Below are 19925 nucleotides of genomic sequence, written 5' to 3'. Positions count from 1 at the left end.
GTTTTTAATTCTGTTTTTAATCTATAGTGACAGCATATAGGTTGACATCATGGTAAGGTCAAGCGTATTTCTATAATACTTTCAAAAAAGCATACTTGAGCCTAATTGCGTTGACGAGGTAAAGGTGCGGAAGGTTAAAATGAGAGGAGTGGTAGATAACAAAGGAGGGTATTGCCGATAACTTATCTCATGGAAACAAGGGCGCCAACCTAGTGAGGACTTGAAAATTTGGCTGTAGGCTAGTGGTAGCAATGGTTCGAGTTGTTGAATTAACAGCAGTGTACTTCATGGTGTACTTACCATGCATATTCTATTCGTGATCGGTGCGCTATACAGGCATTGAACTGCTAGAGCATAAAATCTCTTAAGTTCATTTTGATAACAACACTTATGACGTTTTTTGAAAGATTAAAAGTTGTTGCCTGACTAGGTTTTCAATTTTTTGCCAATCAGCAAGATTGTAGCGAGAATAATGCGCCCTGATAGACAGATTCCTCTGTGGCCCTAAATCAAAAAAGTGAGTGCAAGGCGGTCTTGGTACATCTCTATTAGAACACTCTATATGAGTTATGATCTGACCTGTTTTATCTCGCTGAATAAACACATCCTTTGCAGAACTATCTTCACGCCATGGTTTATTGGTCTTCGGGTCGATACCTGTCTGTGTATAAACCTCCAATCCAAATTGATCATCGTTAAGCGGTTGATACTGAAAAACAGGGTGTACGTCACTTGCATTAATTGTTCCATAGCCAATACGGTGAGTTGGGTTAGAAACAGTCACTCTGTCGCCTGAGTTGACGCTGACCGACACCCAAGGATTATCTCCTAAGTTTCTTTTATTGTCTCTACGATAAGCGCTCTTAAGGGCTTTATTAGTCGTATCTAGCATAGTATTGTCGGTATAACGCAGATCAAAACCGAAACTGTTGATTTTTGAGTCATAAGTGCGCATGGGTTTTGGATGCTCACGTTTGTTACCAAACGTAGGGTCGCCGTCATATGCAACAAAATGCACAAGGTTTTTAGGCATATCAACAGGAACACCGCCCAGATCGCCAATATGATTCGGGCGAAGCTCTTCACCACAAGAATTAATAATAGGTAGGGATAATACGATGGTTATCATTTGGCTAAATTCTTTAATAAACACTGACTACCTCAATAAATGAATATTAACCTTTGCTGTCAAATTCGTAAATATTAACTTGAGAGATTATCATTTTAGAAAAGCCTAGGTTTATTTTTATTAAGGTATACCCCAAGGGAACCACCTATTTCACCCCAAAAACCTATTAACAGACTACTTAAAACAGACTGGTATAATGGAACCACTTAAAAAATTCTAATAGACGTAGGAGTTTTCTCGATGCAAAACATTAAAAAGCAAACAACAATATCGAGCCTAGACTTTAATAATCTACGCAAACTCATGGATGCCTTAATTAATCTAAAAAAAATTGATGATCTAGATTCTCTTGATGCAGATTACAGTTTTGAATGGCAAGAAGATGCCAATGAGATGATTGATGGCATCAATAAGTATGTAGAGCAAACATTAACTAGCCTAGAGGCAGAGAGCTACCAAAATGCTCACTGTAGTCTGACTTCCTTGAGAATACGCCTACAGAATTTAAATGGCACAATAGATGGGATCACTAACGATGTCATCTTAATGAATTGTGATAATGAAGAATTCACTTGGCCACCATTGAATGAAGATTGTCGCCTTCTTGAGTGATGGCGCAAACCCTAATACTCTAAACAATCCCTAATTGAACGTTTCTCAAATTGTGAAGCGTCCTTAGAAAACTGTTTATTAAAATCCTAAATTCACAGCATGAGTTCATAACTCGTACTACGTCCTGAGGCATCAGGTTTTTTTAACATGCCTTTTTCTACCAAATCATTAATGTCTCTTAACGCAGTATCAACTGAACACTTGGTTATCGTTGCCCATTTTTTGGTGGTCAGTTCGCCATAAAAATTCGTTAGTAAGGTATTGAGCATAGTGACCTGCCTTGAGTTTAGGGCTTGTTGACGGTGCGGCTGCCAAAATTTTGCTTTGCTGATAATCTTATTGGTTGTTGTCTGGGCAGATAGCAGTGTTTGCTCTTTTGTGTGCGCTCTAGTATTTGAGACGACATACTTAGGTCACATATTGCATAATTCTTCTTAAAGAATGCGGAGATTATCACGGTTATTCAATGCATATTATGCGGAGATTATCGCCATTATTCTACGCATTATACGTGTATAGGCGCATGTTCATGGAAATAATAGCGTATGTACGTTTCGGTTCAGTGATAAAGAACAGCCATCAATTTGACTACGATCAGGATAAAGCAAGACGAATATAGGTCAAATGCGCTGCTTATGTTTATACCATGCAAGGCATTGATGCAAAAAACTCAGTAAGGTCATCAATAACCTTAAAATAGGGTAGGATAAATGACTAAGAATAAGATAAACTGCCTCCGCGAGCGTTGACTCGGTTCAGCGCATTTCAAATTGAGCAGCGATATTTTATTACTAGAAAGTAAAACCCCAATAATAAAGAACGTTGATAGCAGTGACAGAATTAACTGTCATAAGCATTTTTGCTAGACTAATGATGAAAGAATACTTTATACAAGACCATTGATATTAAGGCACATCACTATGGAAGAAGTACCAAATACGATAGAACAAAGACCCGTATTCATGCCCAAAGTCAACAGTGACAATTTGGTAAAAACGGATATGGTTATGTTTGAGCGGCATGTGGGATTTGCGAGCAGACAAAAGAAAAAGTCCATCAATGACCTACAACAAGTCATTCGCAAAAAGTATGGATTTAAGCAAGTACTCGAGCTCTCTAGTAAGTCTGGCAATAAGCTAAGTTTTCCGCTAAGCCCGTTCAGCTTACAGATTACGGATGAGCATGATGGCAATCCATACAGTGTCGAAAATGCCTTTCAAGCCAGCATGATCTTTGAAGATGGTGGTCCTTATCTTGATTTGCTGACAGTAGCGCCAAGACAAGCCCGAAAAGATGAGCGACTCACGACCTCAGGCGAACTCATTGGCTATAATTATTTTGGTATGGAGTGGGGCGTAGAGCCGTTAACGACGTTTTATGACTGGCTGTACGTGAATGCTCTAAAGCAAAACCCTCAGCTACATGAGGAGGTCATTCAATATCAAGGGTTCACTGATATCACTTTTAATCCTAAAAAGTCCATCCATAGTGCGGCGTATGCACTAGCATTATTTGTGGCGCTACATAAACGAGAATTGCTCGAAAATATTGAAGATCCAATGACGTTTTATGACTTATGTAATGGTTTTAAAATCAGTAATACTGAGCATCTATTGGAAGAAGGTTGGGTTTAATGCTCAGCCCACCGCTCAATTTAGCATGAGACCTTTTATTCACACGCTAAAAATTATAGGCTCAAATTTGTGCGTTAATGCCATGGACAGTTGACCGATAAATACGCTATCGGTCAACTGATGGGTGTCTTTATTGCTGATCAAGATACCCATCTCAAACGCTGTAGAAAATCAATCTGATAAAACTAGGCTGTATGCCGCCAGTACGCTTTCACGATCACATCTGCTCGGCTCAAATAAAACCGCGCTCTTAGCTTATCTCGAACGGCCTTGACAGTACTAGCCTCTAATGCACCCCACACCTTATCAATCTGTATAGCATGCCGGCTCACATAATCACTCAGTTTGTCATCAATCACTGTGGCCAAGTCTTGCCCTAAGGTTGTTTGGTTTGCAGTTATGTGTAGTACGGTCACGGCATCATGAACACGGTTTCTCATACCTTTAGTACTATCAGCACCTTCAAGACGGTCGCTACTACTAACGCGACTGTGTATTTTAACCTCATCAAAATAGCTCTGATCAGCTATGTCCTGCGTGATACAAATGATTAGTGGTGGCTTAGGATTATTCCATAGCTCCAGCAGGCGTGCAGCTGTTGGCATTGAGGTCTCATCGACAATCAGTACCGCTTGACCGTCTCTTAAGTGCTCAACCTTTTCAGGAAACTCCCGTTTGGTCACTATGGTATCGCCTGCTTGTAGCGACTGAGCCCAGTTGCCGCCCGGCGTATCCCCATGTAAAAAAACATCTACCCATGCTCGTATACCATCATCGGTATGCCATGCTTTTCTTAGCGTGTAATAACAGTGAGGACGAGTAGGGCGTACGTTATTTTTTTCACTGTCATTAACCGCATTGCCATCAGCTTTATTGTCATCAATGCTGTCAGTCATCAATGCCTTCGTTGTCGCATTGTGCTCTAAATCAAATAAGTATGCGTAACCTGCTTCGTTGATAGGTACTGATGTCGAGCTTAGTGCGCCCTTAGTATTTCTCAATTGAACGTCATCATTTAGTTGAGCATTATTTAATGACGGTATGCTCAACTCAAGGCGCAGCATATTTTTGCTGACGTTATAACTGTTTTGCACCTCAAAGACTTGTTTGGTCAGTTTGATGGTTTTTTTGCCCAGCTTTTTGTCTGCTCTTTGTTTGAGCAAAATATATTGGGTTTGTAAGTCATCAGGATGGGTAATGGGTGCGGCAAAAGTAATAAAGAAAGCTTGGTCACGTAGGTTATTATCTTGAGAGGCTAGCAGTCGCTCTAGGTGTTTTGGGTATGTTTGTAATGCGATACCTTCAGCGTAGATCGCTGTAATTTTTGCATCTACGTGATTTAATTCGGCTGTAGATATAGAGGTAAATGCACTCAAAAACCCAAGCAGCTCATCAAGATGCTCTTCATTGATATGAGCAATGATGTCGTCTATTTCAGGGGCATCCAATAGAGTATATGAATTGTTTTGCTTATAAAGGAGGTTTTCAGTAGGTAAGAGGATATTGGCCATTTTAATACTCATAAAGAACAGTAAGTTGAGAAGTGGAGCCTTCTATTGTAGTTAATGATAATTGTTTTTATTATCGTTTACGAGTAAAATCAACTTTTATTGTCGTTCTGGCCTTAATAAAGCGATTGCCATCGACCCTACTTTCTTCAATTTTTATCAAAAATGAGTGCTTATATGCTACGTGCAAACCAGCTGACCATCAGCCGTCAAGGAAATACTCTATTAGACAATGTGAGCTGTGATATTGATACCAATCAATTAGTGGCTTTGGTTGGGCATAATGGGTCTGGCAAGTCGACCTTGATTAAAGCATTGGCAGGCGAGATGGCAAGTAGCAGTGGCGATGTCACATTAGACGAGCGCAGCATCAATGATTACGGCAGCAAGGAGTTGGCGCGGCAGATGGCATATCTACCACAGCAACTACCTGAAGCGGCTGGATTCACGGTGCGTGAGCTGGTCATGCTAGGACGCTACCCACATCAAAAATGGCTACAAAAGCCAACTCAAATAGATAAAGAAAAAGTCTCGCAAGCATTAAAGTTGACTCAAACCGAAGCGTTTGCTGATCGAATCACGGCCACACTATCAGGCGGTGAGCGCGCGCGTGCTTGGCTCGCCATGTGTCTGGCACAGGATACCCGTTACCTATTGCTCGATGAGCCACTTGCTGCCCTTGATATGCATTATCAAATCGAGGTCATTCAGCTTATTCGTCGTTTGGTCGATGAGCAAGGCTTGAGCGTGGTGATTATTATCCACGATATCAATTTGGCCGCGCAGTATGCCGATCGAATCATCGCACTGAAAAATGGTCAGGTATGTCACAACGGCGATATCGCCAGTACCATGCAACCTACCGTGCTACGCGATATCTTTAATGTCGATATGCAGCTGCTCAGTCATCCAATCACTGGACAGCCTGTCGCAGTCGCTTAACGTCTTACTTTTTCTCCCTTTTTTAATTCGCCTACAAAGATATGCTTCTATGCCTCCCATTTTTTATACAGAACAATCATCGAAACGTTCAATAGATACACCTAAGCCAGTATCAGTGACGTCATTGACAACACTGAAATGGTTTGCGCTCTCATTGTGCTTGATATTGACGGCCTGTAATAACCAGACGTCCACACAAAACAGTACCGATCAGCTCGATGAATTACCATCAAGCATTACCTCAGCAGCAGAAAAAAGTGATAGCGATAGGATTAATATCGCCTCTCCTGACTGGGGCAATGCGGCGACGTTGACAGCGATGGGGCATGCACCAATTGCGACAGGTGATATAAGGGTTTGGGATAGATGGGTTGGAAACCCTAAACTGCCATCATCAACCGTAGATTTGGGCATCCGCTATCAGCCAAATGCTGAGCTAATCGCCCAATTGCCTGTTGATATGGTCATAGACAATTACTTTTATGAGCATGCGCGTAATTTATACGGTGATGTGCCTGCAGAATCTGTGATGTCTGCGGCAAAAGGAGAGACGGCAACGTGGGCTGACTATACCGAACCGACTCGAGAGCTAGGTGCACTCATTGATAACCCAAAGATGGCTGAAGACTATATTGCACAAAGTCAGAAAGACATACAGCTGGCCAGTCAGCAATTGCAGCAGCGTTATCCAAGAGTCAAAAAGTTTGCGGTGGTGCAGTTTGCGGATGCTAATAACATGCGTATGTATGTGGCAAACAGCTTATTTCAACCTGCGTTAGAGCAGATGGGTAAAGAGCTTGTGGTATTGGGCAAAGGCAATAATTGGGGATTTGTGCCGGTACGGATGGGAGATTTGGCGCAATTAGATGATGAGACTTGTTTATTAATTATCGATCCACTCAGTCCAATCACTAGAGCTGAAATTGATGACAGCCTTATTTGGCAGCGTTTAGGTTATGGCAATACCCGCTGTGTGGGTGAGCTACCTCCAGTATGGATTTATGGCGGTATGTCGTCATTGGTCAGCCTAGCAAATAACTTGTCAGACGTTTCATTAAAAGGCGGGGATGTACTATGAGCGCCAATATAAATACTCACAACAATCATATCAATAACCACACCGACAGTGCTCATACGATGACATCAGCTTCTGAAACCGTAACGACTCCAAAATCATTATCGTCGCCATCTTCATTGACGTCGTCAAAACAGTCATCATCACCACTGAGTCAGCCACCCAATCAACCCAATTCCCAGACTTCTTTGTTTGCCAGTATGTCTTGGCGACTATGGGCCATGCTCATCGGATTAGCAGCTTTATCATTATGGAGTAGTTGGGCGCTGCTAGATCAGCAGTGGACACGCCCAATTAGCGATTTGCTCATACCAAGCTCGCAATTGGATATTGCCAGTATGGCGATACAGCTGCATATCGTGGCGACCAGCGTAGTAGCGTTATTGGCTGGCGGGCTATTAGGCGTGGTCAGTATTTTGCTACAGCAATTGGTAAAAAATCCCTTAGCATCAGATACGACGCTAGGGGTGGGCGTGGGTGCACAGTTGGCCATGCTTATCGTCACGTTATTTTTGCCAAGCTTGGCCATTTATGGCGGACTTTATGTGGCCTTTGTGGGGGCTATCGTCAGTATGGGCCTGGTATTTGCCTTATCAGCACCCAGTCGATTTAACCCATTGATTTTGATATTGGCCGGTTTGGTGGTCAATATTTTGCTGGCCGCAGTGGCCAATGTATTGGTGCTGTTTTTTGCTGAGCGTAGCAATGGCATGCTGTCATGGGCGGCTGGGTTTTTGGCACAAAACAGCTGGCATACCAGTATCGCGCTAGTCATCACTGCTATTTTGATGGCGTTTGTATGTCTGCCATTACTAAAGCCATTAACGCTGATGAGCCTAGATGACACGCAGGCAAAACGTCTGGGTGTGCCTATTAATGGCATTCGTGCACTTGTTGTGCTGGTTATCGCCGTTGTGACTGCCTTAGTGATTAGTGAAGTTGGTTTAATTGGTTTTATTGGTCTTGGTGCGGCAAGTTTGGTTAATGCCCTAGGCATCTCCGCGATTGGTAAGCGTTTGGCCACTGCCTTTGGGTTGGGAGCGCTGCTGTTATTGTTGACCAGCAATGTCGCGTTACTGCTTGAGCCGATACTTGATATGCAGATTCCAGCTGGTGCCATGACAGGTATCTTGGGTGCTCCATTGATTATTTGGCTAATTTTGCGTCAGCGCCGCGCGCGGATAGAGACAGTGACGCCGATGCTTACAGGTAAGCATACATCCATTGCATTTTGGCGATGGGGCGCTGGTGTGCTCGCCCTTATCCTGCTGGCTTGTCTGTTTGTGCAAGATATCAATGGGTGGGGGCTCAGTACGGAGTGGGCGCTCACGCAGCAGTACCGCTTGCCTCGTAGTTTGAGCGCTGCTGCCACAGGCTTGATGCTAGCAGTGGCCGGTGTGCTACTGCAAACCTTAACGCGTAACCCCATGGCCAGTCCTGAGGTGTTGGGGGTCAGTTCAGGCGCGGCACTTGGGGTTATTTTAGGGTTCTTACTATTACCAAGTTTAGGGCTATCTGCTGGAGCAGGGACGTTGCTGATTTCAGGACTCTCAGGTGCGATGGCTGTGCTGCTATTGATTATTTGGCTGGCACGCAGGGTCAGCTCAGGTTATTTATTATTAGTAGGTATAGGTATTGCCGCCATGATGGACGGGGTGATGCATATGGTCAAGCTCTCAGGAGACCCGCGTTTAGAAGCTATGCTCAGCTGGCTGTCAGGGACAACTTATAGCGCCCAGCCCAGTACGGTATGGTATCTCATTGGTATTGCCGCTATCTTATTTGTACTCAGTCTACTGCTGATAAAACCCTTGCGCGTTCTTGGCTTAGGCACAGGTGTGGCACGTAATCTAGGTGTGGCAGTTACGCCCGTTACCTTGTCACTACTGGCACTAGTAGCAGCGCTTAGCACGGCCAGTACGCTTGCCGTTGGTCCATTGAGCTTTATTGGTTTAATGGTGCCACATTTAGCTACTTCGCTAGGCGCTGTAAAGCTTGAACGGCAATTGCCATTAGCTGCCCTCTTAGGGGCAGGGGTGATGGTGATAGCAGATTGGATTGGCCGTTATATTATTTTCCCTTATGAGCTGCCTGCTGGCACGATTGCGGCGATTATCGGTGGTGGCTACTTCTTGTGGCTCATTCGTAAGGTTCCAACTTCAGCCAATAGATAACCGCCGTTTTAGATAGTTACTGGCAAATGATTTAAGCGAGCACAGCTAGTCCAAAACTATCTGTGCTGGGTAGCTGTGCGTCACTGACTGGTTGACGGTTTGTGATGGTTTCTTTCATCTTTAATTCATCATGCTGAAATTCACGCTAACAGCTCTCTTTATCGTGTTCATCTACCGAAAAATTCACAAACTGGGTTGACAGTCAATCATTGCTAGTAGATACTACGCTCCATAAAAGATAATGATTATCATTTACATTATCATTCAATATAAATGAGTGATGTTTTAAGAAGTAAGCGTCAATACTTACTTTTGAATGTTTATCCAAGACGACTGACAATAACAAGGCTGAAGCTATGGACACGATCCTTTTAGACAAACCACTTGATAACGAATGCTACTTACACCGTCAAGAACAATTTGAATCGAAGGTTCGCAGTTATCCACGTAAGCTACCTTTTGCGATTCAATCAGCCAAAGGGGCGTGGATTACTGATGTTGAAGGTAATGAGTATATCGACTGCCTATCAGGTGCTGGCACGCTGGCACTTGGACACAATCATCCCGTAGTCATAGAAAGCATCAAAGCGCTATTGGATAGCAATCTACCGATGCATACATTGGACATTACCACACCCTTAAAAGACAAATTCAGCGAGTTCATGTACAAGCTACTTGCCACCAATAGCGATGAGTATTGCTTGCAGTTTTGTGGCCCGACGGGTGCTGATGCGGTAGAAGCGGCTATTAAACTCGCCAAACAAGTCACAGGTCGTTCAGGTGTTGTCAGCTTCAGCGGTGGCTATCATGGTATGACGCATGGCGCGCTGGCGGTGACAGGGAACTTGGCACCTAAACAAGGTATCGAAGGTCTGATGAGCTCGGTGCAATTCTTGCCTTATCCCAATATGTATCGCTGCGCATTTGGCTTGCCTTTCGAGCAAAGCATCCAGGCCCATATGAGCTACTTTGAAAACTTCCTAAAAGATGTAGAGAGCGGCGTAGTAAAACCAGCCGCAGTCATTTTAGAAGTCATACAAGGGGAAGGCGGCGTTAATCCTGCACCGATAGAGTGGCTGAAGCATGTGCGCCGAGTGACAAAAGAGCTAGGCATCATGCTGATTATCGATGAAGTACAAACAGGATTCTGCCGTACAGGACGTTGGTTCGCTTATCAATATGCTGATATTGATCCCGATATGATTGTGATGTCAAAAGCAATCGGCGGTGGTCTGCCACTTGCAGTATTGGGTATCAAAAAACAATACGATGTATGGCAAGCAGGCAATCATTCTGGCACGTTTAGAGGCAATCAATTAGCCATGGCGACTGGCCTTGCCACTCTCAATTATTTAAAAGACAACAACGTTGCTGATTATGTTTTAGAAATAGGCGCATGGTTCATGTCGCAGTTAAAGATACGCCAACAGCGCTATCCAAAAATGGGCCAAGTCAGAGGACGTGGTCTCATGATTGGCATAGAAATCGTTAACCCCAGCCTGCCTAAGCAAAATGACGGTAGCTATCCAGCAGACAGCGATGTGGCCGCCAAAATTCAGCAATCGTGTTTTAAGCATGGATTGGTGATTGAAAAGGGCGGGCGCGGTGGCACAGTACTGCGATTATTACCACCCCTCAATATAACCAAAGATGAGCTGCAGCAAGTCCTCCAAAGGCTTGATATGGCGCTAGAAGACAATCAATAGTCTTGCCAGTGTTTTAGCATGATTCACACATTTATAAAAAAACCTGATAACAACTCTAATAACGACTCTAATAATAAGTCACTTATTTGCGATTTATACAATCGTAGAATAAACAAGTGAGGACATCTTGCATTTATTAAACCAGCAAACCAGTGAGCAATATGTCACGCATATGCAAAAAACCAGCGCTGTTATCAAACAGTGGCTAGACGACAATAATGTGTATTTGGGCGGCACACCGCAACAAGTGCAAGCAACCAATGCCTTTAGCATCCGTGAGAAAGGCCGAGACATCGACACGATACTCGCTGATATTCAAAGTAAGTTTTTACCCAGTTGTGTGTCGACGGCCAATGCGAATTGCTTAGCTCATTTGCATCCGCCGACGTTAGTCATCGGACAGATTTCTGAGATGATTATCGCGGCTACTAACCAAAGTATGGACTCGTGGAATCAAAGCCCAGCAGCGACCTATATCGAAAAAGACTTAATCCATTGGCTGTGTCAGCGTTGCCAGCTTGATAGCGCTAACAATCAAACAGGAAGTAATGCTGGTGGCGTCTTTACCAGTGGCGGTACGCAAAGCAATCTGATGGGTCTACTGCTGGCACGCAATAAATTCTATAAGGCTAATGTGCAAAAGGACGGCCTGATGGGTCAGCCAGTTGGCAACATCCTGTGCTCAGACCAAGCGCACTTTTCTATCGAAAAAAACGCGGCGCTATTAGGTTTGGGTCAAAAATCCGTCATTAAAATAGCGACCGATGCATCAGGTGCCATGCTGATGTCTGATTTACAACATCAGATAGATAAGCTGGGTGCTGACAATGTGATGGCCATCATCGCAACCGCTGGCACAACGGACTTGGGTGCTATTGATCCTCTAATGTCTATTGGTAAAATCTGCCGTGATGAACAGATATGGCTACATGTCGATGCAGCATGGGGCGGGGCATTGCTACTATCACAGCGCTATCGACACTTGATTGAGGGGCTGAATCAGGCTGACTCTATCACCTTGGACTTTCACAAACATTTCTTCTTGCCGATTAGCTGTGGTGCTTTTCTCTTACGAGACAATCAAAATTTCGAGAGTATTCGCCATCATAGTGAGTATTTAAACTCTGCTGATGACGAACAGGACAATATCTTAAACTTGGTCACGTACTCTTTACAGACAACACGCCGTTTCGATGCCTTGAAACTGTGGATGGCGCTGGACTTACTAGGGACAGATGATTATGCAACCTTGATTGATAACTGTTTGGATACTGCTAAGCAGGCGGCACAGCTGATTGATGCAAATGAAAATTTCGTGCTGGTACATGAGCCCATTATCAGCAGTGTTTTGTTTTACTTTACACCCAAAGATACCGCACTATCTGATGACCAACTCGCTCAGCTCAATCGCCACATTGCTCAAGCATTATTGATCAATAATATTGCCAATGTGGCCACCACCCAGTTTGAGCAGCGCCTTTGCCTTAAATTCACCATTCTAAATCCCAATACCCAAATCAATGATATTGCAGACATCATTGAGCAGATGGGTATTGCTGGTTTTAACCAACTCAATTCTGACAACCTGAACGTTGATGGGAAAAAATAACATGATGCAGCATAAAACGCTTGATCGACTTACACTACAAAACCTAATCAATGCTTACTGTTTTGAGACTGGGCGCGGCGATATTATTGCCGTAGAGCAGCAGGATGATATACAGAAGCAGGCCTCACAAAATAAGCCTCTATTAGTGCTAATGCTATTGCCTTCGAACACGGTAATGGTCGTACCTGTCGACAGAGTGAGCCAATTGGGTCAGCATCGTTTGGCGGGCACGCCGCTTACATTAAATAAGCAGGTCAGCATACGATCAGACTCGAAACTAGACACGCAACTGGACGACCCTTTGCAAAACAGCCGATGGATAAAATCCTCCGCTATGAGCCTAGCATCTTTGATTATTGAAGACATTGTGCATCGTTATAAAGATAAAGCGACGCTAGATGCCAATGGCGTATTAAAGCGCTGGATTGAAAGTTATGAGGGGCTACAGATTATCTTAGAGCATCGCAATGATGAGATTGATGACATCATTGACTATCAGCAAGATTTTATTCAAACCGAACAAAACCTTATTTACGGTCATGCCATGCATCCTACACCCAAAGGCCGCGCAGGGTTTTATGGTGATGAATGGGCGAAGTATGCGCCCGAGACCAGTAGCAAAACCCAGCTGCATTATTGGCTAGTGCATCCCAGCTGCATTGCAGAAGAGTTCGTAGATGGCGATAGCATTACCACAGCGCTCAAATCAAAACTAAAAGCTGATATGAGTGGCTATCAGCAGCAACTTGTGGATGAGCATCCTGACTATAAGCTGTTGCCATTACACCCTTGGCAAGCAAGGTTTTTGCAGCAGCAGCCGTGGTATCAAAAACTGCTAGAACAAGGCCAATTGTTTGACTTGGGTGAACTCGGTTGGTCTCTGCATCCGACTACATCAGTACGCACGCTAGCGGCCTTTGATGCGCCTTGGATGTTTAAACTGTCGTTGTCTGTGGCGATTACCAATTCGGTGCGGATTAACCTGCCCAAAGAATGTAAACGCGGTATGCATGCCTGCCGAATCTGGCGTAGCGACTATGGTACTCAGCTCAAAACCGAATACCCTACGATTGCGGTATTGAATGATCCTGCTTGGATTGCCTTACGTGTGGATGGAAAAATCATTGATGAGACCATTTGTATCTTACGTGACAACCCGTTTACAGAAGAGACGCAAGTCACCAATCTTGCCAGCCTAAGCCAAGACCATCCAACTCGTCTTACCAATCGCTTAGAGACATTGTTTAAGTCTATCCATAAACGGACAGATGAACCTCTAGAACAGGTGGCTATCCAATGGTTTGATACTTATTTGCAAGTTGGTTTTATACCGCTGGTTCATATGTATTATCAGCATGGGATTGGTTTTGAGGTACATCAGCAAAACAGTCTCATCGAGCTAACAGACGGCTATCCTACTAAATTTTGGGCCAGAGACAATCAAGGCTTTGGCTATATCGCTGAGTACGCTACGCCGCTCATTGATGCTTATCCCGAGCTGATTAGCGAAGGAGAGTGCGTCATTCCAGAAGACTTTGCCGACTCAAGATTTGCCTACTACCTAATTGGTAACAGTATATTTGGTCTTATCACTGCTATTGCTCGTACTCAGCTTGTGAGTGAGGATGCATTAATCACGGCGTTTAAAGAATGCTTAATAGCGTTAGAGCAACAATACCCGCATCGTTCGTTATTTGACTTGTTGTTGCGTAGCCCTACATTGCCGTTTAAGGGCAATCTACTCACCAGACTCTATGCACTCGATGAGCTGACCGCACCTGTTGAAACCCAGTCTATTTATGTCGATATCCCAAACCCCATGGTGATGTAGCAAGTCATATTGGAACGGCAAAATTAGCACACGATATAAGTTGGTGTTCGATAGAAACGAACACCAGAATTAACGTGACCACCAAATCACTAAGGGGCGACAGTGTTAGATATTATTGGTATTGGCGTAGGGCCGTTTAATTTAAGTTTGGCGGCATTACTGACAAAGACCGACGTAACTGCCAAGTTTTTTGAGCAAAAGGCTGAGTTTAATTGGCATAAAGGCATGATATTGCCAAACACCACGCTGCAAGTGCCTTTTATGGCAGACTTGGTGACGATGATAGACCCAACCAGTCCGTATTCTTTTTTGAATTATTTGCATACTCAGCACCGATTGCTCAAGTTTTACTTTTTAGAAGAGTTTAAAATTTATCGTAAAGAGTACAACCACTATTGCCAGTGGGTAGCAGGGCAACTGGATAGTTTGAGCTTTGATGCGGCAGTGATAGACGTGGCGTTTGACGATAGCAATGATGGGTTTTTAGTGACAGTCTCTGAACAAGGCAAACAAAACACCTATCATGCTAAAAATTTAGTTATAGGAACGGGCACACAGGCCACGCTACCACCATCGCTGCAAGATATTGCCAAGCAAGCGCCTAACCGCTGTATGCACACTGCCCATTTTGCAGATAATTTTGACTTGGACAGCCTCAATGCTAGTAGTCTTGATCTGAATAGCACCAAGACAGACAACAAGCTGACCAAAGTATTGGTACTGGGGTCTGGGCAATCTTCCGCAGAGGTATATCGAACACTGTTTGATCAACAATTCGATGGCGATGATAGTACTAATGACGACCCTAAGTTTCAGTTAGATTGGATGACTCGCTCGGCAGGGTTTTTTCCCATGGAATACTCCCCATTAGGCTTGGAGCATTTTAGCCCGGCGTATACAGATTACTTTTATGATTTAGACTCAGCAACCAAGCCACAAGTTACTGCCAAGCAAGATCTGCTCTATAAAGGCATGGGCTTTGAGACTATACGCGATATTTATCATCGTCTCTATGAGCGCAGTATTACCAATCAAGACTTATATTCGACGTTGCTGTCTAACTGTGAAGTGGTTGAGGCAACGCTGACAACAATGCTAGAAGTGCCAGAAGCGACAGACACCATAAAACTGGTAGGTAGACAGCGTGAACAGAATCAAGATTTTACTGCTGAGTATGATTGTGTGATTGCTGGTACAGGCTATCGTTACGGTCTGCCTGAGTGTTTAAATACGATACTGCCTAGCATCGCGCACGATGAGTTTGATCAGCCAATCATTGATCGAGACTATGTGCTGAAATATGTGCTGACGCATCAAAAAGACATCGTAACTGATGGCAAAATTTTTGTACAAAACCAAGAAGTGCACACCCATGGCGTTGGCGCACCAGACTTGGGGCTGGGTGCTTATCGAGCAGGGTGTATCGTCAATCAGTTAACAGGTGAGCAGACTTACGACACCGAGGCCTTAAAAGTTTTTCAAAAATTCGGCGCGTAGTGCTTTATAAGCATCGTATTTCATAAAAAGCATATTAATCACATAACAATATAATTGTATAACAATCAGGAGCAAGTCATGCCGACCATCACCCAAAACCTACCCGATACGTTTAGCATTGAAGCTTATCAAAAGACATTTGCATTGAGACCTGTCAAATACCCAGATGATATGCCATTGCTGTATAAATGGATGCATGCTGAGCATGTGGTTGATCAGTGGCAGCTACATCTCCCGATGCCACAGTTAAAAACACATTTTGAAAAAATGCTGGCCGATGACCATCAGCGTCTCTACCTTATAATTTGTGATGATAAGCCGATTGGTTATACAGAGATTTATGAGACGGCTCGTGACCGGTTATCTCATTATTACAAAGCCAAAGAGACCGACATGGGCTGGCATATTTTGCTTGGTGATCCAGCGGTGGTTGGCAAAGGCTATCTAAAGCCAACAGGTATGATGATCAGCAAGTTTATATTTGAGCATACTGAGGCCAAAAAAATCGTAGTTGAGCCGGATAGTAAGGTTGAGGTGTATCAATGGATTGCTGATAGCTTCGCTTATAGAGTACAACGTCTGATTGAGATGCCAGAAAAAACCGCCTCATTATATTTTTGCAATCGCGATGAGTTTCTAGAATCTAGAGGTTATCTCAATTTTTATGGTGCCACTGCTTAATGAGCAACACATCTATAAATAACGCATCTACCGATGAGTCGCCTACAAATGAAGCCTCTAAGAGCAGTAATGGCTTGACCGACAAACAGATACAGCAGGTATTACTGACACTACTGCTCGGCGGTACGGTGGTCAGCTTTAGTAATAGTGCACTTAATCCAGCGATTCCTGTCTTTATGTCGGTGTTTGATGTCGATATCGTGATGGGCGGCTGGGTGCTAAATGCTTATGTATTGGCCATGAGTGTGGGGCTGATGCTAAGCGGCTACTTAAACAAAAAGCTTCCGTTTAAGCATGTTTATTTGGCGGCAATTTTTGGATTTATGCTGGGCTCAGTCATTGGCATGCTGGCGTCTAGTATGAGCTTAGTCATCATTGCCAGAGCCATACAAGGACTGAGTGGCGGTCTGATTATCCCACTGTCTATTGGTATGCTGTATCAGATTTATCCGCAGCAGCAGCACGGCAGAGTAATGGCGCTATGGGGCATTGTTATTATGATGTCATTAGCGTTTGGCCCTTTGGTCGGTGCTTACTTGGTTGAGCAGTTTGCGTGGTGGACACTGTTTGCCATTACGTTACCACTCAGTGTGGCGGTCATGGCGATGGTATGGCGGCTAATACCGGACATGCGCTCATATGAAAAAAAGAGCCCTTTCGATACCATCGGGTTTGTCAGTTTGCTTGTTTGGCTGCTTGCGATGATGGTTTGGCTGAGCACGCTGAAGATAGACTTCACTAGTGGATTATTAAGCAGTGAGGGCTTATTAAAGATAGCCACGTTGGGTTTATTATCTGTCGGATTTTTACTGTCCGCGATGGCTTGGTGGGCATACGAGCGGCGTCAGCGTTATCCGTTATTGAACGTGCGCTTGTTCAATAATAAAACCTATTTGCACAGTAATATCATTAGCATTAGCCAAACAGTCGGTTTGATGCTGTGTCTCTTATTATTACCCGTGTTGATACAAGACGTGATGGGCGAGAGTGCTTTATGGACAGGGGTTGTCCTAATGGTCGCGACGCTCGTGGCCAGTATCACCACGCATTACGCTGGCAAGATGGTAGATAAGCAAGGTGCCAGAGGGATTGGCATCGTAGGAATTGCGATTAGTGCGCTGTCTACCTTGATGCTGGCATGGTGCTTGTATCAGCCCACGCTTTGGCTATTAATGTTGATTATGAGTATGCGCGGTGTCGGAGTGGGTCTAGCATACCTGCCGACCACTACCGTTGGGTTTAGCAGCTTACCCAAAGACGCAGTCACTGAGGGAGCCGCACTTAATAACATCAGTCGCCGCATCATCTCTACCATATTTATCACGCTGTCCACCCTTTATATAGGCAGTCGAAGTGCGCAGTTATTAGCAGCAGGTAGTAGTGACGGCATGGCAAGCGCGATCCAAGAAATACTGGTGGTCATCGCGGTGATTTTATTATTCACAATCCCTTCAGCGTGCAAATTACCAAGATCCCCATAAACAAATACCCCGTATCGGGGTTTTCTTTAACTTATTAACGTAAGTAATTATCATTCGCTTTACATGCATCTAAATTTATACTTTTATTTGATTCAATTTTCAGACAGGAAGCTTATATCTATGTCCAATAATCTAGCAAACTCTACCAAAAACAATAATAGCAATCATAGTACTGACGCCACTTATGCAACTAAACCGTGGCAAATGCCTGTCGATTCTAAAATCATGGCACGCGCTGAGCAACGGGTGATTAAGCAATTGCTACAAGCATTACTATATGAAAAAATCATTGATTTTGAATTTGAAAGTGCGAACACCGCTCATGATAGTACTAGTGAGAAGTCGCTGCTGAATTTTGTCATACAAGCAAGTAATGATGTCCGTTATACCGCGCAAGGCCATATTCATTATAGTTTTGACATCATCCGTTTAAATGAGCTAAATGTGCAGCGAGTGGTTAACGGTGTTGCCGAAGACGCCACTCTTGAGCATGTGATCAGTGATATCTTGCTCAATATTGAAGGTGCAGAACTCAAAGACAGCTTCATCAAGGAACTGCGCCATACCTTAGTGAATGAAACACAATCTCAAATACTGGCTTCTAATATACCTGTGCCTATTGATACGCTCACTTATGAGCAACTCGAAGGCTATTTGACGGCAGGGCATCCTTATCATCCGTGTTTTAAGTCTCGTATTGGTTTTGATTTGCAAGATAACTATGACTATGGTCCAGAGTTTGATCAAAACATAGGCGTGGTGTGGTTGGCGGTTAAAAAAGAGCTACTGGTGAGTAATACTACTACCGGCATCGATATAAATGAATGGGTAAAAGATTATGTAGGTGCGGATGAATTTTCTGCACTCAATGCCAAACTCATAGAAGTACTTACAATCGCAAATGAGACGGCTAATAATTATTGCCTAATACCTGCACATCCTTGGCAATGGAAAAACACCTTGATTCAAGCATTACAACCATTGCTTACAACGCAAGAAGTTATCTATTTGGGTAGTGCAGGCCATCAGTACCGCGCTCAGCAGTCTATTCGCTCACTGACGATGCTTGGTAATGCTGATGACAATGTTAATACTGACACCAGTAATAATAAAGCCTACTTAAAGCTGAGTATGCACCTGATTAACACCTCAAGCACGCGAATACTAGCAAAGCATACCGTGATGAACGCTGCTGTTGTCACTACGTGGTTAAACCAACTGATTGCAGACGATAAGAGCGCTCAAGCATTACCCATTGCGTTTTTAGGTGAGACCGTTGGCGTTAGTCTGGACCATGAGGCGCTACGCACACGTGGCTACCAGCATCCAAATATGTACGGCGGGCTAGCTGCGATTTGGCGAGAAAACGTAAACCAGTATCTATCTAAAGATCAAACCGCATTCCCGCTCAATGGTGTCAGTTATATCAATGCTGATGGCTCGCATCTGATAGCACCTTGGCTTGATAAATATGGCGTAGAGACATGGATTGCGCAGTTAATTAAGGTCACTGTCACCCCTTTATTACATATCTTATTTGGTTATGGTGCGGCATTAGAGTGCCATGCGCAAAACATCGTCTTGGTACATGAAAATGGCTATCCCGTAAAAATATTATTAAAAGACTTGCATGACGGGGTTCGCTATTCACCTGAGCACTTAACCCAACAACACTTGCGTCCAGATTTTTATAGCTTGCCACCTGCCCATGCTGCCTTGAATAGAGGCTCGTTCATCGAGACCGAAGATACAGATGGCATTCGGGATATGACGGTTGCTTGCTTGTTTTTTGTGGCGTTGTCAGACATTGCGATTTTTATGCAGACGCATTATCACTATGCTGAAGTGGCGTTTTGGCACCAGGTTGCTGACTGCGTGACTGACTATCAAACCTCTCATCCAGAGCATCAAGTACGGTTCGACTTGTTTGATGTATTCGCTGAACAAACGCGCATTGAGTCATTGGCTAAGCGCCGACTATTCGGAGATAAAGCATTCCCGATTAAATACATCAATAATCCATTGTTTAAAAGTCAGGGGTAAGAC

The 19925-nt window shown here is 43.9% G+C and carries 15 protein-coding genes; 12 read left to right on the top strand and 3 right to left on the bottom strand.

Features of this window, described 5'->3' with window-relative positions; all coding sequences use genetic code 11:
• Positions 1-388 precede the first annotated feature (388 nt).
• On the bottom strand, positions 389-1129 hold the full coding sequence (locus I6E86_RS08090) for a hypothetical protein (protein ID WP_197176837.1): 741 nt from the start codon (positions 1127-1129) through the stop codon (positions 389-391).
• A gap of 240 nt (positions 1130-1369) precedes the next feature.
• Here I6E86_RS08090 and I6E86_RS08085 point away from each other — a divergent pair, with 240 nt between their 5' ends.
• The gene (locus tag I6E86_RS08085; RefSeq protein WP_197176836.1) at positions 1370-1741 is read left to right on the top strand and encodes a hypothetical protein; all 372 of its coding nucleotides are present in this window, start codon (positions 1370-1372) and stop codon (positions 1739-1741) included.
• 92 nt (positions 1742-1833) lie between these two features.
• Here the strand turns inward: I6E86_RS08085 and I6E86_RS13765 are convergent, their stop codons facing one another.
• Entirely contained in the window at positions 1834-2010 is a 177-nt protein-coding gene (locus tag I6E86_RS13765) for a cell filamentation protein Fic (RefSeq protein WP_197176834.1), read from the bottom strand.
• Positions 2011-2661: 651 nt separating this feature from the next.
• Between I6E86_RS13765 and I6E86_RS08075 the strand changes: the two genes are divergently transcribed.
• Complete coding sequence (locus I6E86_RS08075; protein WP_197176832.1) at positions 2662-3375, top strand: DUF6977 family protein; 714 nt, start codon at positions 2662-2664, stop codon at positions 3373-3375.
• A 185-nt stretch (positions 3376-3560) separates the two neighbouring features.
• Here I6E86_RS08075 and I6E86_RS08070 read toward each other — a convergent pair whose 3' ends face one another.
• A complete protein-coding gene (locus tag I6E86_RS08070; protein ID WP_197176830.1) occupies positions 3561-4886 on the bottom strand; it encodes a siderophore-interacting protein in 1326 nt (441 codons plus the stop codon).
• Between the two features lie 174 nt (positions 4887-5060).
• On the opposite strand from I6E86_RS08070, the gene I6E86_RS08065 reads away from it, so the two are divergent.
• The 10 genes from I6E86_RS08065 to I6E86_RS08020 all read left to right on the top strand — a co-directional run bounded on the left by I6E86_RS08065 (position 5061) and on the right by I6E86_RS08020 (position 19922).
• On the top strand, positions 5061-5825 hold the full coding sequence (locus tag I6E86_RS08065; RefSeq protein ID WP_197176828.1) for an ABC transporter ATP-binding protein: 765 nt from the start codon (positions 5061-5063) through the stop codon (positions 5823-5825).
• 49 nt (positions 5826-5874) lie between these two features.
• On the top strand, positions 5875-6903 hold the full coding sequence (locus I6E86_RS08060) for an ABC transporter substrate-binding protein (RefSeq protein WP_197176827.1): 1029 nt from the start codon (positions 5875-5877) through the stop codon (positions 6901-6903).
• Complete coding sequence (gene fhuB / locus I6E86_RS08055) at positions 6900-9074, top strand: Fe(3+)-hydroxamate ABC transporter permease FhuB (RefSeq protein WP_197176826.1); 2175 nt, start codon at positions 6900-6902, stop codon at positions 9072-9074. The genes I6E86_RS08060 and fhuB overlap by 4 nt, the downstream gene beginning before the upstream one ends.
• A gap of 356 nt (positions 9075-9430) precedes the next feature.
• Positions 9431-10780 carry a diaminobutyrate--2-oxoglutarate transaminase family protein gene (locus I6E86_RS08050; protein WP_197176825.1) on the top strand — a complete coding sequence of 450 codons (1350 nt, stop codon included), beginning with the start codon at positions 9431-9433 and terminating at the stop codon, positions 10778-10780.
• 127 nt (positions 10781-10907) lie between these two features.
• The gene (locus I6E86_RS08045) at positions 10908-12389 is read left to right on the top strand and encodes a pyridoxal phosphate-dependent decarboxylase family protein (protein WP_197176824.1); all 1482 of its coding nucleotides are present in this window, start codon (positions 10908-10910) and stop codon (positions 12387-12389) included.
• A 1-nt stretch (position 12390) separates the two neighbouring features.
• On the top strand, positions 12391-14220 hold the full coding sequence (locus I6E86_RS08040; RefSeq protein ID WP_197176823.1) for an IucA/IucC family protein: 1830 nt from the start codon (positions 12391-12393) through the stop codon (positions 14218-14220).
• 102 nt (positions 14221-14322) lie between these two features.
• Complete coding sequence (locus I6E86_RS08035) at positions 14323-15717, top strand: lysine N(6)-hydroxylase/L-ornithine N(5)-oxygenase family protein (RefSeq protein ID WP_197176822.1); 1395 nt, start codon at positions 14323-14325, stop codon at positions 15715-15717.
• A gap of 78 nt (positions 15718-15795) precedes the next feature.
• Positions 15796-16398: a GNAT family N-acetyltransferase gene (locus I6E86_RS08030; protein ID WP_191113749.1), complete on the top strand. Its 603-nt coding sequence runs from the start codon at positions 15796-15798 to the stop codon at positions 16396-16398.
• Positions 16398-17879: an MFS transporter gene (locus I6E86_RS08025; protein ID WP_197176818.1), complete on the top strand. Its 1482-nt coding sequence runs from the start codon at positions 16398-16400 to the stop codon at positions 17877-17879. Before I6E86_RS08030 ends, I6E86_RS08025 begins: the two co-directional genes overlap by 1 nt.
• A 120-nt stretch (positions 17880-17999) precedes the next feature.
• Positions 18000-19922 (top strand): IucA/IucC family protein, encoded by a 1923-nt coding sequence (locus tag I6E86_RS08020; protein ID WP_197176817.1) that lies wholly within the window; start codon positions 18000-18002, stop codon positions 19920-19922.
• Positions 19923-19925 lie beyond the last annotated feature (3 nt).

The sequence above is a fragment of the Psychrobacter sp. SWN149 genome (assembly GCF_015864565.1).
Classification (GTDB): domain Bacteria; phylum Pseudomonadota; class Gammaproteobacteria; order Pseudomonadales; family Moraxellaceae; genus Psychrobacter.
Note: the sequence above shows the minus strand (reverse complement) of the source record. Positions and strands in the feature narration are given on the sequence as shown.

What these genes read in the sequence shown, in the direction of transcription:
- I6E86_RS08060 (WP_197176827.1), top strand. Translation starts at nt 5,875, where the DNA reads ATGCCTCCCATTTTTTATACAGAACAATCATCGAAACGTTCAATAGAT.
- I6E86_RS08070 (WP_197176830.1), bottom strand. Translation starts at nt 4,886, where the DNA reads ATGGCCAATATCCTCTTACCTACTGAAAACCTCCTTTATAAGCAAAAC.
- I6E86_RS08065 (WP_197176828.1), top strand. Translation starts at nt 5,061, where the DNA reads ATGCTACGTGCAAACCAGCTGACCATCAGCCGTCAAGGAAATACTCTA.
- I6E86_RS08030 (WP_191113749.1), top strand. Translation starts at nt 15,796, where the DNA reads ATGCCGACCATCACCCAAAACCTACCCGATACGTTTAGCATTGAAGCT.
- I6E86_RS08040 (WP_197176823.1), top strand. Translation starts at nt 12,391, where the DNA reads ATGATGCAGCATAAAACGCTTGATCGACTTACACTACAAAACCTAATC.
- I6E86_RS08090 (WP_197176837.1), bottom strand. Translation starts at nt 1,129, where the DNA reads ATGATAACCATCGTATTATCCCTACCTATTATTAATTCTTGTGGTGAA.
- I6E86_RS08020 (WP_197176817.1), top strand. Translation starts at nt 18,000, where the DNA reads ATGTCCAATAATCTAGCAAACTCTACCAAAAACAATAATAGCAATCAT.
- I6E86_RS13765 (WP_197176834.1), bottom strand. Translation starts at nt 2,010, where the DNA reads ATGCTCAATACCTTACTAACGAATTTTTATGGCGAACTGACCACCAAA.
- I6E86_RS08085 (WP_197176836.1), top strand. Translation starts at nt 1,370, where the DNA reads ATGCAAAACATTAAAAAGCAAACAACAATATCGAGCCTAGACTTTAAT.
- I6E86_RS08075 (WP_197176832.1), top strand. Translation starts at nt 2,662, where the DNA reads ATGGAAGAAGTACCAAATACGATAGAACAAAGACCCGTATTCATGCCC.
- fhuB (WP_197176826.1), top strand. Translation starts at nt 6,900, where the DNA reads ATGAGCGCCAATATAAATACTCACAACAATCATATCAATAACCACACC.
- I6E86_RS08025 (WP_197176818.1), top strand. Translation starts at nt 16,398, where the DNA reads ATGAGCAACACATCTATAAATAACGCATCTACCGATGAGTCGCCTACA.
- I6E86_RS08050 (WP_197176825.1), top strand. Translation starts at nt 9,431, where the DNA reads ATGGACACGATCCTTTTAGACAAACCACTTGATAACGAATGCTACTTA.